Origin of the sequence: Microbacterium suwonense, from assembly GCF_030296555.1 — a bacterium.
In the GTDB taxonomy this organism is placed as follows: domain Bacteria; phylum Actinomycetota; class Actinomycetes; order Actinomycetales; family Microbacteriaceae; genus Microbacterium; species Microbacterium suwonense.
On sequence record NZ_AP027728.1, the window covers coordinates 1,136,686 to 1,151,955 of the forward strand.

The window sequence follows — 15,270 nt, forward strand, 5'->3', positions numbered from 1 at the left end:
GCGCCAGCCAGGACCGTGCGGACTACGGCTCTCGATCTGCGCGATAGCGGTCGTCGACGAGTGCCTGGCGACAGTTTACGGCATATCGGCCGATGATGAGCGCTCGTCTTGTGCGAGTCGGCTGCGCGCCTCGGCGACATCCCGGGCGATCTGGTGGATCAGGGCATCCATCCCCTCGAAGGCGACCATGCCACGCAGGTGATCGGTGAACTCCACGGTGACCTGGTGTCCGTACAGGTCCAGACCCGACTCGTCGAGCACGTGCGCCTCGACCTGCCGGCGCTCGACGTCGTCGAAGGTCGGGTTGGTGCCGACGGAGATCGCGGCCGGATGCCGGATGCCGGTGTCGTGATCGTCGAGCCAGCCGGCGTAGATGCCGTCGGCGGGGGCGAGCGCATCGATCACCTCGGAGAGGTTGGCCGTGGGGAATCCGAGCTCACGGCCGCGTTTGAGCCCGTGCACCACCTCACCCGTCACGGTGACTGGGCGCCCGAGCACCTTGGCTGCGCCGACCACGTCGCCGGCGGCAAGCAGCTCCCGGATCCAGGTGGAGGACACGCGTCGCTCGGCCCCCTCCGGATGCACGTCATCCACGACGTCCACGGTGAAGCCGTGCAGCGGACCGAGCTTCCGCAGCAGATCGGGATTCCCCGCACCGCCACGTCCGAAGCGGAAATCGACGCCGACGAGCACGGTGACCACGTGCAGCGCATCGACGAGGATCGTGCGGACGAACTCCTCCGGTTCGAGGAGGCCAGCGCGCGGTCGAAGGTGAGCAGCAGCGTGGCATCCAGGTCGAGATCTGCGAGCAGCTCCAGCTTGCGCTCGGTGCTCACCACGTTCTCGGGGCAGATCTCGGGACGCAGCACCTCCAGCGGGTTCCGATCGAAGGTCACGGCCACGGCCTTGGCATCCGCCGCTGCCGCGTCGGCGCGCATCCGGTCGATCACCGCCCGATGACCGATGTGCACGCCGTCGAACTTTCCGATGGCGACGACGGTGGGCCCGAAGTCCGCGGGGATCTCGGCGGGGTCGCGGAAGACGATCATGCCGACGCGTCCTGCGGTCGGTGCGTGCGAAGCCACCACAGCCCGAACAGCGGCAGCACCAGCGGGACGAACACGTAGCCCATGCCGAAGTACGACCAGACGCTGTCATGGCCGAACAGCGACGGAGCGAGCAGGCTCAGCAGGCCGACGACCAGCACGCCAGTGAACTCGAAGAGCACCGCCACGCAGGCGACGGTGTACCAGCCACGGCGATCGGCGAGGACCAGCGCGACCGTGGCGAGGATGTAGACGACGGCGGCGAGGGCGGAGAGGGAGTAGGCCAGCGGTGCCTCGTCGAAACGTCGCACGATCTGCACGAAGCTGCGCCCGGTGGCAGCCAGCGCCATCACGGCGTAGACGATCACGAGGACGCGTCCGACACCCGTCATCCGGGTGCGCGGGGGTTCTGGGTCGGGGCATCGGTGTGGGACATCGCGTCCTCCATCCTATTCTGCCGCAGCCGCCGCGATCTGCGCGGGGTCACGCGACCTGCAGCGTCCAGATGCTCTGCATGCGCCACATCATGATCGCCAGCGACAGCCCGACGGCCCCGAGGACCACGGTGCTCCATCGTGTGCGGTCGAGCAGCGCCCACACGACTCCCCGACCGGCAGCAGCACCGCCGAGACCAGATACACCCAGAACTCCAGCAAGTCGCCGGTCGGCGCATTGCCGGCGAACGGCGCGATGATCGCCACGATCACCTGCACGATCAGCAGGACCTCCACCACCAGCAGGCTGCCGACCGTCCAGTCGCTGGGACGGCGCCCGGCGAAGCCCGCGACCAGGCAGAACAGCCCGGATGCGCACGCGACGACGATCTGGACGATGGTGAACCACAGGATCATGCCTGCACCTCCGGCATGTTCATCGCGCTCTTGATGTCGTTCCCGCGTGCCTCGACAATCCCGACCAGCGCGCCGTCGGGGTCGATGGCGGCGACCTCGGATGCCGCCAACCGGTCGCGCTGAGCGACCAGCCGCTTGCCGTGGCGCAGATCCCGTGCCTCTTCTGCGGTCACCACCAGCACCGGCATCACACGTGCGGCCGCAGCGGCGGGGGTGAGAGTCGCGGCGCCCTCGAGCTCGTCGATGCCGACGGCATCCGCCACGTCGAAGCCGCCGACCCGGGTGCGACGCAGCGCGGTGAGGTGTCCCCCGACCCCGAGAGCGTCGCCGAGGTCGCGGGCCAGGGCGCGGATGTAGGTGCCCGAGGAGCATTCCACCAACACGTCGAGGTCGGTGAAGCCGTCCACCCGACGCTGCGCCAGTACGTCGAAGCGCGAGACGGTCACGGCGCGGGCTGCGAGCTCGACGCTCTCCCCGCTCGCACCAGGTCGTAGGCACGCCGTCCTGCGACCTTGATGGCGGAGACCGAGCTCGGCACCTGGGAGATCGCCCCGGTCAGGGTCGAGATCCCCGCCAGGATCGCCGCATCGTCGACATCCGTCCAGGCTCCGGCATCCGCCGTGTCGACGACGTCGCCTTCCGCGTCGTCGGTGGTGGTGCGCGCTCCCAGCCGGATCGTGGCCGCATAGGTCTTATCGGCGCCGACGATATAGGTCAGCAGCCGCGTGGCGCCCTCGATGCCGATCACCAGCAGACCGGTGGCCATCGGGTCAAGGGTGCCCGCATGGCCGACCTTGCGGGTGCCGAACGCGCGCCTGGTGCGCGCGACCACGTCATGACTGGTCAGGCCACCGGGCTTGTCGACGAGGAGGATGCCATGCGATGCCACCCGATCAGCCTACCGAGAGGACGACGCCTAAGCTGGCGGAATGCCGCTGTCCATCGCCCCTCCCACCTGGGCGCCGACGATGAACGGCTGGTACCGGCGCACCGCCCGCGATCTGCCGTGGCGACGCCCGGAGTTCCACGAGCAGTACGGCGCCTGGGGCACATTGGTCAGCGAGTTCATGCTGCAGCAGACACCAGTGGCTCGGGTGATCCCGCATCTGGAGGCCTGGCTGGAGCGCTGGCCGACGCCGGCGGCGATGTCCCGCGCGACGCCGGCGGAGGTCGTCCACCAGTGGGCGAATCTGGGCTATCCGCGGCGCGCGCTGTGGCTGCACCGCGCGGGCACGGAGGTCGTGGAGCGGCACGATGGAGTCGTCCCGAGGAGGTGGACGCTCTGCTGGCCCTGTCGGGCATCGGCGACTACACCGCCCGCGCCGTCGCGGTGTTCGGCTACGGCGATCGGCATCCGGTGGTCGACACCAACACGCGCCGGGTGATCGCCCGCGCGATCGACGGTCGCTCACAGCCGGGCTCACCCTCCCGGCGCGACCTGGCGCAGATGTCGCAGCTGCTGCCGGAGGATGAGACTGAGTCGGCGGTGTTCAACGCCGCGATGATGGAGCTGGGCGCGACGGTGTGCACGGCGCGCTCACCGCGCTGCGAGGCGTGCCCGATCGCCGCGGAGTGCGCCTGGCTGGCAGCCGGGCGTCCGGACACCGGAGATGCGCGCCGTCGCCAGGCGAAGTACGAGGGATCGGACCGCCAGGCACGTGGCGGCGTGCTGCGCGCACTGCGAAACGCGGAAGGACACCGGATGCCGACGGCCGACGTGCTCGCGGAGTGGCCCGACCCCGCCCAGCGGGATCGGGCCATCGACTCGCTGATCGTCGACGGACTCGTCGAGGCGGTCGATGGGACATTGAGGCTTCCGGCCTGATCCCCGGCGACGACCGACGTTCAGTCCTCTTCGGCGTCCTCGGAGCGGTAGGGATCCGGGTCGCCCGCGTGCGTGGCGCCGGCTGCGAGCCGGGTGACCTCCTCATCCCGTTCGCGCGCCTGCCGCAGCAGGTCGGCGATGTGCCCGGCCGACTCCGGCAGGGCGTCGGGGATGAACTCCAGCGTCGGCACGAGCCGCACGTTCAGCTGGCGGCCGACCTCTTTGCGCAGCAGACCGGTCGCCGAGGCCAACGCAGCGCCGCTGGCGACACGCTCCTCCTCGGTGCCGAGCACCGTGTAGAACACGGATGCGTGCTGCAGGTCGCCGGTGACGCGAACCTCGGTGATCGTCACGAAGCCGAGGCGCGGGTCGCGCAGCCCCTTCTCGAGCCGTTCGGCGAGGATGACGCGGATGCGATCCGCGAGCCGTGCCTGTCGTTCTCCAGCCATGTTCCCATTCCTACTACTTCTTCACGAGCGGTGTCCCCATGGAACCGCGGAGGCGGCTGACTTCTCCGTCTGAGCATCGGAGCAGGGGCCCCGCTCTGCGAAGAAGGAGAAGTCAGCCGCCGGAGCAGCCAGGTGATCAGCCGCGAGGCTTCTCGACCATCTCGGTGGTCTCGATCTCGTCGCCGACCTGGATGTCGTTGAACTTGCCGAGGCCGATACCGGCCTCGAAGTCCGTGCGCACCTCGGTGACGTCATCCTTGAAGCGACGCAGCGACTCGATGGCCAGGCCATCGGCGAGCACCACGCCGTCGCGGATGACGCGCGCCTTGGCGTTGCGCGTGATCGTTCCGGAACGGACGATGACACCGGCGATGTTGCCGAACTTCGAGGAGCGGAACACCTCGCGGATCTCAGCGACACCCGACTGGATCTCTTCGAACTCCGGCTTGAGCATGCCCTTGAGGGAGTTCTCGATCTCTTCGATGGCCGCGTAGATCACCGAGTAGAAGCGGATGTCCACTCCTCTCGGTTGGAGGCTTCGCGGGCCTTGGCATCGGGACGGACGTTGAAGCCCACGATGATCGCGTCGTCGATCGTCGCCAGGTTCACGTCGGACTCCGTGATGGCGCCGACACCGCGGTGGATGATGCGCAGCTGCACCGAGTCGTCGACCTCGATCTTCAGCAGCGACTCCTCCAGCGCCTCGACGGCACCGGACACGTCGCCCTTGATGATGAGGTTGAGCGTCTCGACCTTGCCCTCTTCCAGAGCACGCGTGAAGTCCTCGAGCGAGATGCGCTTGCGGGCCTTGGCCAGCAGGGCGTTGCGCTCGACGGCCTCGCGCTTCTCAGCGATCTGGCGAGCCATCCGGTCTTCCTCGGTCACGATGAAGATGTCACCGGCGCGCGGCACGGAGTTCAGACCCTGCACCTGCACCGGGCGAGACGGAGCGGCGAACTCCACGGAGTCGCCGTTCTCATCGAGCATGGCGCGGACACGGCCGTACGCGGTGCCTGCGACGATCGAATCGCCGACGTGCAGGGTTCCGGACTGGATCAGCACCGTGGCGACCGATCCGCGGCCCTTGTCGAGCTTCGCCTCGATGGCGACGCCGCGAGCGGCCTTGTTCGGGTTGGCTGTGAGGTCCAGGCCCGCATCGGCGACCAGCAGCACGGCGTCCAGCAGATCCTGGATGCCGGTCCCCTGGCGAGCCGACACGTCGACGAACATGACGTCTCCGCCGTACTCCTCGGCGACCAGACCGTACTCGGTGAGCTGCTGGCGCACCTTGGCGGGGTTCGCCTCGGGCTTGTCCACCTTGTTCACGGCGACGACGATCGGAACACCGGCCGCCTGGGCGTGGTTCAGCGCCTCCACCGTCTGCGGCATGATGCCGTCGTCGGCGGCGACCACGAGGATCGCGAGGTCGGTGACCTGTGCACCACGGGCGCGCATGGCGGTGAACGCCTCGTGACCCGGGGTGTCGATGAACGTGACCGCGCGCTCCACGCCCTCGTGCTCGGTCCAGACCTGGTAGGCACCGATGTGCTGGGTGATGCCGCCGGCCTCACCCTCGATGACGTTGGTCTGCCGGATCGCGTCGAGCAGTCGGGTCTTACCGTGATCGACGTGACCCATGACGGTGACCACCGGCGGACGGATCTCCAGATCCTCATCGCTCTCGGCCTCCAGCTCGGCCTCGAGGTCGAGACCGAAGCCCTCCAGCAGCTCCTTGTCCTCGTCCTCGGGCGAGACCATCTGGATCTTGTAGCCGAGTTCGGCACCGAGCACCTCGAAGGTGGCCTCATCCAGCGACTCGGTGGCCGTGGCCATCTCGCCGAGGTTGAAGAGGATGGTGACAAGCGTGCCGGGCTGCACGGTGTAGCCGTTCAGCGCCTCGAGCTTGTCGGCGAAGTCGGCGATCGATGCGCCGCGACGCAGGCGGATGGTCTCGCCATTGCCCTTGGAGACGTTGACGCCGCCGACGACCGGCGCCGACCGCATCTCGAATTCCTGCCGCTTCGCCCGACGCGACTTGCGCTGCTTGCTCTTGCCGCCGCCCTTGCCGAAGGCACCTGCGGTGCCGCCGCCGGGACCACGGCCACGGCCGCCGCCGCCGGGACGGCCTGCGAAGCCGCCGCCGGGCCGCTGGAAGCCGCCGCCTGCACCGCCGCCACCGGCGCCGGGACGACCCGGCCCACCGGAGCGCTGCTGGAACGGGGCGCCGGGACGACCGCCCTGACCGCCGCGCGCGCCACCGGGACGACCGGGACGCGGTGCGCCGATGCGCGGAGAACCGGGCCTCGGCGCCTGCGGCCGCGGGATGTTGCCCGGAGTCGGGCGCTGCCCCATGCCCTGTGCGGACGCGAACGGGTTGTTGCCCGGACGCGGCCCGGCAGGACGCTGTCCCATCCCCTGCGACGAGGAGAACGGGTTGTTGCCGGGGCGCGGAGCACCCGGCTTCGGTGCGCCGCCGGGCTTGGCCGCATCAGCGGGCTTCGGAGCGCTGCCGCCGGGCTTCGGGGCGGCGCTTCCCGGCTGAGGAGCGGTGGAGCCCGGGCTGGGCGCGGAGGAGGCCGCCGGTGCGGTCTGCTCCTTGGGCGCGGACGCGGGTGCCTCGGACTCGGGTGCCGGCTTCGCCGGTCCCGGCTTGGGCCCGGGCACCGGGGCGCCGGACTTGGGCGCACCCGACTTGGCTGTGCCGGACTTGGCTGCACCGGACTTGGATGCGGACGACGCCGGAGTCTTCGCGGCGCCCTTGTCCTCCGCCTTGGCGGCGGGGTCGGCCTCGATGGCGGCCCGAAGCTTGCGAGCCACGGGGGCTCGATGGTTGAAGAAGGACTCTTCACGAACTCGCCGAGCTCTTTGAGCTTGGCAAGTGCGAATTTGCTGTCGACGCCGAGTTCGGCGGCGATCTCATGCACGCGTGGTTTAGCAGCCACAATTCTCCTGTCAGGGTCGGTCTGCCCTGACAGGGCAGACCACTAGTCGCGGACGGGTCTCATCTCGAGCCGTTCACTTTGTTTCCATAGCCGTTCAGCCTTTGTTTCGGTGGATGTACCGTTCGGTGATCTGCGCAGTCGCCGCCTCGGGAAAATCCAGGGACGGAGACACACGAAGCGCACGTGCGAAAGCCCGGCGCCGCAGCGCGGCATCCAGACACTCGGATGTCGGATGCAGCCAGGCACCCCTCCCCGGCATCACGGCTCGCTCGTCGAAGACGAGTTCATCGTTGTGCTGGACCACCCTGATCAGGGCGGCTCGAGAGGCACGACCGCGGCAACCGACACACGTGCGTACAGGTTCCATCCTACACCTCACCACACGGACCGAAGCTCGACGCCCGCGAGGCGCGCCCCGATCCTCCGGTCTCACTCCGCGGCCATCACGCTGTCCGGCTGGATATCGATCTTCGCCCCGGTCAGCTTCGCGGCGAGCCGGGCGTTCTGCCCCTCCTTGCCGATCGCGAGCGAGAGCTGATAATCGGGAACCAGCGCACGGACGGCCTTGGTGGCCGCATCCAGCACGAAGGCGGAGGTGACCTTCGCCGGGGAGAGTGCGTTGGCGACGAACGACGCGAGGTCGGGGTGGTGATCGACGATGTCGATCTTCTCGCCGGAGAGCTCCTCGGTGACCGCGCGGACCCGACGACCCATCTCGCCGATGCACGCTCCCTTGGCGTTGACCGAGGGGTCATTCGCCTTGACGGCGATCTTCGTGCGATGCCCGGCCTCCCGGGCGAGCGAGACGATCTCGACCAGACCGCCCGCGATCTCGGGCACCTCGAGGGCGAAGAGCTTGCGCACCAGCCCCGGGTGGGTGCGCGACACCGTGATCTGCGGCCCCTTGGCGCCCTTGGCGACGCTGGTGACGTAGACGCGCAGTCGCGTTCCGTGCGCGTACTCCTCACCGGGCACCTGCTCTTCGGGCGGGAGGATGGCCTCGACCGAGCCGAGATCGACGTGGATCATGCGCGGGTTGGGCCCCTGCTGGATCACACCGGCGACGATGTCGCCCTCCTTGCCGCGGAACTCGCCGAGCACCGCGTCGTCGGCGAGGTCGCGCAGCCGCTGGCCGATGACCTGCTTGGCGGCGTACGCGGCGATCCGCCCGAAATCGGAGGGCTCGATCTCCTCCTCGCCGATGATCGCGTCCTCATCGTCGCGCACCGGCTGCAGCACGGCGACGTGCCCGGTCTTGCGATCGAGCTCGACGCGGACGCCCTCGGGCACCGTGCCGTCCTCGGAGACGTGCTTGCCGTAGGCGGTGAGGATGGCCTGCTCGATGATCGAGACGAGCTCGTCGAACGGGATCGCCTTCTCCTTCTCGATTCCGCGCAGCAGTCCGAGTTCGATGTCCATCAGCGGTCTCCTCTATTCAGCTCTCCCTGCGCACAGACACTGCGCAGGCATCCGTCAAGAATAGCCGAGTCAACCGTGGTGCGACGAGCCGTCGCACGAGGTTCCCTCAGCCGGCCGACGGCAGCTCGTTGATCGCGCGGATCAGCGCGTACAGCGAGCCCACGGCGCGCTGCTCCAGGTTCAGGACGAGACGGGGCAGCTCGACGGCATCGCCGTCGCTGCGCTCCACATCCAGCGGCTCCGTGCGCTCGATGCGTCCCTCGGCGCAGAGCGAGCCGAATCTGTCGTTGAGTTCGTCGATCTCGGCATCCGTCGGCTCGTGCACCAGCCGCAGCACCAGCCGATCACCGACCCAGCGCAGTGAGTCGTAGTTGTGCCAGAAGCTGGTGATGTTCGCCACCGCGGCCTCGCCCGAGTCGGTGATGAGCACGCGATCCAGGTCGTGGGGCGAGATGACCCCGGCCGGCACCAGGTGATCGTCGACGAAGTTCTTCAGGCCCGCCCAGAACGACCCTCCGGGCTCGTCCAGCAGCACGATCGGCATGGGCTCCGCCTTGCCGGTCTGCTGCAGCGTGAGCAGCTCGAACATCTCGTCCATGGTGCCGAAGCCGCCCGGCAGGCAGACGAACCCGCGGGACTCCTTCATGAGCATCAGCTTGCGGGTGAAGAAGTACTTCATCGACACCACATGGGCATCCTGCTCGACGATCGAGTTCGCCCGCTCTTCGAAGGGCAGGCGGATCGACACGCCCAACGACATCTGCGATCCGGCGCCTTCGGCCGCGGCCCGCATGATTCCGGGTCCCGCGCCGGTGACCACCATCCAACCGTCCGACGCCAGCTGTGCTGCGACCTCGCGCGCCTGCACGTACAGCGGGTCCTGCTCCAGAGTGCGCGCCGACCCGAAGACGGTGACCTTCGGCACCCGATGGAACGGCTGGAAGAGCCGGAACGCGTCGTGCATCTCGCTCAGGGCGGCCGTCGCGATCTTCAGATCGAGCCGGTCGGTGTGCTCGGTGCCGAGCATCAGCGCAGTCTGCAGCATCCTCGCGATCAGTCCCCGCTCGGCGCGGATGCCGGCCTGATCCAGGAGGGCTGCGAGCTGGTGCCGCAGGTCGTCGTTCAGCGTGCCATCGGTCATGCTCTCAGCCTGTCACAGCCTGTCGCGGGTGCCGGGCATGCCGACCTCAGCGGCTGAGGCGTGCGACGGCATCCGCCGCAGAAAGGGTCTCCCGCTCTCCGGTCGCACGGTCCCACAGCTCCACCTGCCCGTCCGCTGCACCGCGCCCGACGATCACGATCTTCGGCACGCCGACGAGCTCGGCATCGCCGAACTTCACGCCGGGCGACACCTTCAGGCGGTCGTCGTAGAGCACGTCCAGGCGCGCGGACTCGAGCTGGTTCGCGATGTCCTCGGCCACGTCGAAGGCGACCTGGTCACGTCCGGCGGCGACCACGTGCACGTCGAAGGGGGCGACGGATGCCGGCCAGATGAGGCCCTTGTCGTCGTTGTTCAGCTCGGCGATGATCGCCAGGATGCGGGTGACGCCGATGCCGTAGGAGCCCATCGTGACCGTGACGAGCTTGCCGTTCTGGTCGAGCACCTTCAGCCCGAGTGCCTCGGCGTACTTGCGACCGAGCTGGAAGACGTGGCCGATCTCCATGCCGCGCGCGAGCGTCACCGGGCCTGAGCCATCGGGTGCGGGGTCTCCTCGCGCACGTTCGCGATCTCCACCGTGCCATCGGCGGTGAAGTCGCGGCCCGCGACGACGGTGTGGACGTGCTTCTGATCGATGTTCGCCCCGGTGATCCAGCGGGTGCCGTCCACGACGCGGGGATCGACCAGGTAGCGGATGCCGGTGGCGGACTCCTCTCCGAGGTATTGACCCTCCGGCGTCCAAGGCCCGATGTAACCTCGGACCAGTCTTCCCGCCCGGTCGCTGAGCTTGTCGAAGTGCTCGAAGTCCGCATCCGTGGCGGGCTCCACCTCTGCGGGCGCGAACGCGACCTCGGCGCGCTTCATGTCCACCTCCCGGTCGCCGGGGATGCCGACGACCACGAGTTCGCGGGTGCCATCAAGGTGCTTCAGCGCCAGCACCACATTCTTCAGCGTGTCGGCGGCGGTGTACTCACCGGCCAGCACGGCGTTGCTGTGCGCGACGAGCGTCTCGATCGTGGGCGTGTTCGGCGAGTCGAAGACGGTCGCCTCGCCGACGCCCTCCCAGCCGACGGGCTCGGGTGCCGTGGTGGTGTACGCCTCGACGTTGGCGGCGTAGCCGCCCTCGCTGCGCACGAAGGTGTCCTCGCCGACGGGGGTCGGGTGCAGGAACTCCTCACTGCGCGAGCCGCCCATCGCCCCGGCATCGGCCTGGACGATCGCGTATTCGAGTCCCAGACGCTGGAAGATGCGCTCGTAGGCATCGCGCTGCGCCATGTAGCTCGCGTCCAGGCCCTCATCGGAGGCGTCGAAGGAGTAGGCATCCTTCATGGTGAACTCGCGCCCGCGCAGCAGTCCGGCACGGGGACGCGCCTCGTCGCGGTACTTGTCCTGGATCTGGAAGATCGTCAGCGGCAGGTCCTTGTACGAGGAGTACAGATCCTTGACCAGCAGCGTGAATGCCTCTTCATGGGTGGGCGCGAGCAGGTAGTCGCCACCTTTGCGATCCTGCAGGCGGAACAGCAGATCACCGTACTCGTCCCAGCGACCGGTCGCCTCATATGCCTCACGAGGCATCAGGGCCGGAAAGTGCACCTCCTGCGCTCCGGCCGCCGCCATCTCCTCGCGGATCACGGTCTCGATCTTCGACTTCACCCGCAAACCCAGCGGCAGCCAGGCGAAGATGCCCGCGGCCTGCGGCCTGATGTACCCGGCGCGGATCAGCAGCCTGTGGCTGGCGACCTCGGCACCTGCCGGGTCTTCGCGGAGCGTGCGGAGGAAGAAGTTCGAAAGACGAGTGACCACTCCTCGATTGTACTGACCGTGGTCACTCGCCATCGTCGCGGCGTCAGTTCAGCGCACGGGTGCCCTCGGGGATGACCCCGTTCGCGTACAGGTCGCCGGCCACGTCCTGCAGAGCGGTGAGCGCCACGCGCTGCGTCGTGGGACCGTACGAGATGCGTGCCACGCCGAGTGCCTCGTACTCGGCCGCAGTCAGCGCGCCGGGCAGGCCGATGACGCTGACTTTGCCGGCGCCGATGCCGTCGACGAGGGTGCGCGTGGCATCCGCGTCGAGAACTCCGGGGACGAACACGGCGGTGGCGCCGGCATCCAGATAGGCTCGGCCGCGCTGCACGGCATCCGCCAGCTTGTCGGCCAGAGGCTTGTCACCGCCGCGCACGATGGCGTCGGTGCGGGCGTTGAGCGCGAAGGGCACGCCCTCGGCCTCTCCGGCCTTGACGATCGCCGCGACCTGCGCGACCGACTCGTCGAGCGGCTTGAGCCGATCCTCGATGTTCGCGCCGACGATGCCGACGCCGATCGCGAGCCGGGTGGTCTCGCCCGCGTCGCCATAGCCGTCATCCAGATCGGCAGACACGGGGAGATCGACGGATGCCGCGATGCGGCCGACCATGTCGAGCATGAGCTCGCGGGGGATCTGCCCGTCGGGATACCCGAACGTCGCGGCGATGGAATGCCCTGCGGTGGCGAGTGCCTTCGTCTCGGGGAGGGCGGCGATCGCCTTGGCTGAGACGACGTCCCAGATGTTGACGACGCGGAGGATCTCGGGGGCTTCGTACAGGCGGATGAGGGTCTGGGCCCTGTCAGCGGTGGTCATGGCTCTCACGCTACTGCCGATGACGGACACCGGCTCGGGGATGCCGGAGTATGACGCGCTGCACGCCTCCACGGTCGAGCGGATGCGCCGGGAATAGGCTGACAGCATGCCTCAGCGTCGTTCTCATGTCGCCCCGTCCGCCGAGCAGAGTGAGCTGGCCGCCGCGTTGGCGGCGCTGAGAGCCACCATCGAGTCGCCCACGGAGTTCTCTCCCGAAGCGGTGACCGAGGCCGCGTCGGTGACACCGGATGTTCCCGACCTCGACCTGCGCGAGGTGCCGTTCGTCACGCTCGACCCGGCCGGGTCGAAGGATCTCGACCAGGCGCTGCACCTCTCACGCGCCGGTTCAGGGTTCCAGGTGCGGTACGCCATCGCCGATGTGCCGGCTTTCGTCCGCGCCGGAGGCGCGCTGGATTCCGAGGCGCGGCAGCGTGGCCAGACGCTGTATCTGGCCGACGGGAACATTCCGCTGCATCCGGAGGTGCTCTCCGAGGGTCGCGCCTCGCTGCTCGCCGATCAGGAGCGTCCTGCGCTGGTGTGGACGTTCGCCCTCGACGGCGCCGGCGCGGTGACGGACTTCCGCTTGGAGCGCGCGCTGGTGCGTTCGCGCGCGCAGTTGGACTACGTCTCGGCGCAGAAGACCCTGGATGCCGGCGACGACGGCCCGCTGTTGCTGCTGGGTGAGATCGGCGGTCTGCGCCAGCAGCAGGAGCAGCAGCGCGGCGGAGCCAGCCTGAACCTGCCCGACGAGGAGGTCGTGCAGCGCGAGGACGGCACCTACGACATCGAACGGTGCCATCCGCTGCCGATCGAGGAGTGGAACGCCCAGCTGTCGCTGATGACGGGCATGGCCGCGGCCGAGCTGATGGTCGATGCGAAGGTGGGGGTGCTGCGCACCATGCCGCAGCCCGATGAGCAGGCGTTCACGCGGTTCCGGCGGCAGACCGAGGCCCTGGGGCGGCCCTGGACGAAGGGCGAGTACGGGCAGTACCTGCGCGAGCTGGACAAGGCCGATCCGATGACCCTGCCCGTGCTGGAGGCTGCGGCCTCGCTGTTCCGGGGTGCGGGATACGTGACCTTCGATGGTGCGGTGCCGACGGGGACCTCGAGCAGGCCGCCATCGGCGCGCCCTACGCCCATGCGACCGCTCCCCTGCGCCGGCTGGTGGATCGCTGGTCGCTGGCGATCTGCCTGGCGGTGTCGCAGGGCGAGCCGGCACCCGAGTGGGCGCGGGAATCGCTCGACGAGCTTCCTGATTTGATGCAGCAGTCCGGCCAGCGTGCCTCTCAGCTCAACGCCGACACGCTGAACACCGTGGAGGCCGCCCTGCTGCATCCGCTGGTCGGCACGCGCGTCGACGCGACCGTGATCGAATTGCGCGGCGAGGATCGCGCAGCCGTGCAGATCGCCGAGCCGGCCGTGACGGCATCCGCTCCCGTGCCCGTCGGCACTGCACCGGGCGAGACCGTGGCGCTCACCCTGGAACGCGTCGATGTCGCGAAGCACGAGATCGAATTCGCCGCGTGAGCTGATCACCGAGCAGCACCGCCTCGCGGCATATCTGCGGAGAGTTGCGCGTCTTCGGATGCGATCGGCTCGAAGCACCCGAAGTTGTGCAGAAGTCCGCAGATGCGCGAATGGTGGTGCGGGGACTACTTGATTCCGTATCAGTCTGTTGATACATTATGTGCCAGTTCGATGACACATTCGGAGGCTGATGGCATGGAGTATCTACTGCTGGTGACGCTCGGCCCGCCGGTGGCGGCCACCCTGGTGGCGATCGGCATCCGCTTCCTGGTACTGCGCTCGACGCCGCGGCCGGGTCTGCGCGTCGCGCTCCTGACCGTGACGGCCGGCGCGATCCCCGCGGTGGTCGTGTCGGCTCCGAGGCTGTCGTATTGGATCCCTTCGCTGCGAGGAAGCGTCGCTCTGTCGTTCCAGACGATCGCCCCGCTGGTGCTCGGGATCGTCGCCGTATTGCTCCTGATGATTCCCCCGCCGGCGCACCGAACGGGCGCGACAGCGGAGTTGACACGCCGTAGCGTTCGCGCGTTCGTCTCGGCGCGCTGGGTCTGGATGCTCCTCGCCTCGACCGCGGCGATCGCCGCGGTATCGATCGCCGCAGGCACGGTCTCGGGCCCTGATTCCGAGGGCCGGTACACCGAATACTCGTTCGCCGTGGGCACCGGTTTCAGGGTCGGCACGACGATCTATGGCTGGCACTACTCGATTCCGGCGCTCGGTGTGCTGGCCGCGCTGCTGGTGGTGACCGTCATCGCATGGCTGAACGTTCCCCGGCCAGGCTGGCAGGATGACGCGCGGCAGGATGCGGCGGTGCGGCGTCTGCGCGCAGGCAACATCGGCCGTGTGGCGACCGGAGCGCTGCTGGTGCATCTGGCAGTGGTGCTGCGGTCCCTCGCCGGAACCGCATCCCTACGCGGCGAGACGCCGACGACAGAGCTCGGCACGATATCCGCAGGGCCGCCGTTCGCCGCTCTGGGCCCCGTGCTGGAGTGCATCGGATGGATCGCTCTGGCCGCCGGCCTGATGCTGTGGATCCTCACCGCCCTCACCGCCATCCCCTCGCGGCACCCGGCGACGCCGACGCCATGATCATCACCCTCTCCTCCACCGGCGGGACACCAGCAGAGCAGATCCACAGCCAGCTCCGCGGTCTGATCACGGCCGGTCGTCTGGCAGCCGACGAGCGTCTGCCGTCGGTGCGGCAGTTGGCATCCGATCTGGGAATCGCACCCGGCACCGTCGCCAAGGCGTACCGGCAGCTGGAGGCCGAGGGCCTGGTCGCCTCCCGCGTCGGCGCCGGCACCCGGGTGAGCCGCTCGGCGGCATCCGTATCCCGATCCGTCGCCGAAGCGGCGCGCACGCTGGCCGACGCGGCCCGCCGGGAGGGTCTCACTCGTGAGGATGCCGAGCGCGTGCTGCGCGCAATGTGGTGAGAGCG

Annotated in this window: 10 protein-coding genes and 6 pseudogenes; 5 read left to right on the top strand and 11 right to left on the bottom strand. The window is 68.9% G+C overall.

What is annotated here, in order from left to right:
* Nucleotides 1–75: 75 nt before the first annotated feature.
* The 4 genes and pseudogenes from QUE33_RS05800 to truB all read right to left on the bottom strand — a co-directional run bounded on the left by QUE33_RS05800 (nucleotide 76) and on the right by truB (nucleotide 2,786).
* Nucleotides 76–1,049, bottom strand: a pseudogene (locus QUE33_RS05800) (bifunctional riboflavin kinase/FAD synthetase).
* On the bottom strand, nucleotides 1,046–1,438 hold the full coding sequence (locus tag QUE33_RS05805) for a hypothetical protein (protein ID WP_286302448.1): 393 nt from the start codon (nucleotides 1,436–1,438) through the stop codon (nucleotides 1,046–1,048). The pseudogene QUE33_RS05800 and the gene QUE33_RS05805 overlap by 4 nt, the downstream one beginning before the upstream one ends.
* Before the next feature lie 91 nt (nucleotides 1,439–1,529).
* Nucleotides 1,530–1,897, bottom strand: a pseudogene (locus QUE33_RS05810) (hypothetical protein).
* Nucleotides 1,894–2,786 (bottom strand): annotated as a pseudogene (gene truB, locus QUE33_RS05815) (tRNA pseudouridine(55) synthase TruB). The pseudogenes QUE33_RS05810 and truB overlap by 4 nt, the downstream one beginning before the upstream one ends.
* A 40-nt stretch (nucleotides 2,787–2,826) precedes the next feature.
* Between truB and QUE33_RS05820 the strand changes: the two are divergent.
* Nucleotides 2,827–3,722: pseudogene (locus QUE33_RS05820) on the top strand (HhH-GPD family protein).
* Between the two features lie 20 nt (nucleotides 3,723–3,742).
* Here QUE33_RS05820 and rbfA read toward each other — a convergent pair.
* From rbfA to QUE33_RS05855, 7 genes and pseudogenes are all read right to left on the bottom strand, one after another.
* Complete coding sequence (gene rbfA, locus QUE33_RS05825; RefSeq protein WP_286302450.1) at nucleotides 3,743–4,171, bottom strand: 30S ribosome-binding factor RbfA; 429 nt, start codon at nucleotides 4,169–4,171, stop codon at nucleotides 3,743–3,745.
* 136 nt (nucleotides 4,172–4,307) lie between these two features.
* Nucleotides 4,308–7,113: pseudogene (gene infB / locus QUE33_RS05830) on the bottom strand (translation initiation factor IF-2).
* Between the two features lie 94 nt (nucleotides 7,114–7,207).
* Nucleotides 7,208–7,480 carry a YlxR family protein gene (locus QUE33_RS05835; RefSeq protein WP_286302452.1) on the bottom strand — a complete coding sequence of 91 codons (273 nt, stop codon included), beginning with the start codon at nucleotides 7,478–7,480 and terminating at the stop codon, nucleotides 7,208–7,210.
* A gap of 62 nt (nucleotides 7,481–7,542) precedes the next feature.
* Nucleotides 7,543–8,532, bottom strand: coding sequence for a transcription termination factor NusA (nusA, locus tag QUE33_RS05840; RefSeq protein WP_286302455.1), 990 nt, complete (start codon nucleotides 8,530–8,532; stop codon nucleotides 7,543–7,545).
* Nucleotides 8,533–8,638: 106 nt separating this feature from the next.
* Entirely contained in the window at nucleotides 8,639–9,673 is a 1,035-nt protein-coding gene (locus tag QUE33_RS05845; protein WP_286302457.1) for an LOG family protein, read from the bottom strand.
* 46 nt (nucleotides 9,674–9,719) lie between these two features.
* Nucleotides 9,720–11,494: pseudogene (locus tag QUE33_RS05850) on the bottom strand (proline--tRNA ligase).
* A gap of 43 nt (nucleotides 11,495–11,537) precedes the next feature.
* Nucleotides 11,538–12,308 carry an isocitrate lyase/PEP mutase family protein gene (locus tag QUE33_RS05855; protein WP_286302458.1) on the bottom strand — a complete coding sequence of 257 codons (771 nt, stop codon included), beginning with the start codon at nucleotides 12,306–12,308 and terminating at the stop codon, nucleotides 11,538–11,540.
* A gap of 106 nt (nucleotides 12,309–12,414) precedes the next feature.
* On the opposite strand from QUE33_RS05855, the gene QUE33_RS05860 reads away from it, so the two are divergent.
* The 4 genes from QUE33_RS05860 to QUE33_RS05870 all read left to right on the top strand — a co-directional run bounded on the left by QUE33_RS05860 (nucleotide 12,415) and on the right by QUE33_RS05870 (nucleotide 15,265).
* Complete coding sequence (locus QUE33_RS05860) at nucleotides 12,415–13,569, top strand: RNB domain-containing ribonuclease (RefSeq protein WP_350226516.1); 1,155 nt, start codon at nucleotides 12,415–12,417, stop codon at nucleotides 13,567–13,569.
* On the top strand, nucleotides 13,569–13,835 hold the full coding sequence (locus tag QUE33_RS16070; RefSeq protein WP_350226517.1) for a hypothetical protein: 267 nt from the start codon (nucleotides 13,569–13,571) through the stop codon (nucleotides 13,833–13,835). The genes QUE33_RS05860 and QUE33_RS16070 overlap by 1 nt, the downstream gene beginning before the upstream one ends.
* 195 nt (nucleotides 13,836–14,030) lie before the next feature.
* A complete protein-coding gene (locus tag QUE33_RS05865) occupies nucleotides 14,031–14,921 on the top strand; it encodes a hypothetical protein (protein WP_286302459.1) in 891 nt (296 codons plus the stop codon).
* Complete coding sequence (locus tag QUE33_RS05870) at nucleotides 14,918–15,265, top strand: GntR family transcriptional regulator (RefSeq protein ID WP_286302460.1); 348 nt, start codon at nucleotides 14,918–14,920, stop codon at nucleotides 15,263–15,265. Before QUE33_RS05865 ends, QUE33_RS05870 begins: the two co-directional genes overlap by 4 nt.
* The last annotated feature ends 5 nt before the right edge of the window (nucleotides 15,266–15,270 follow it).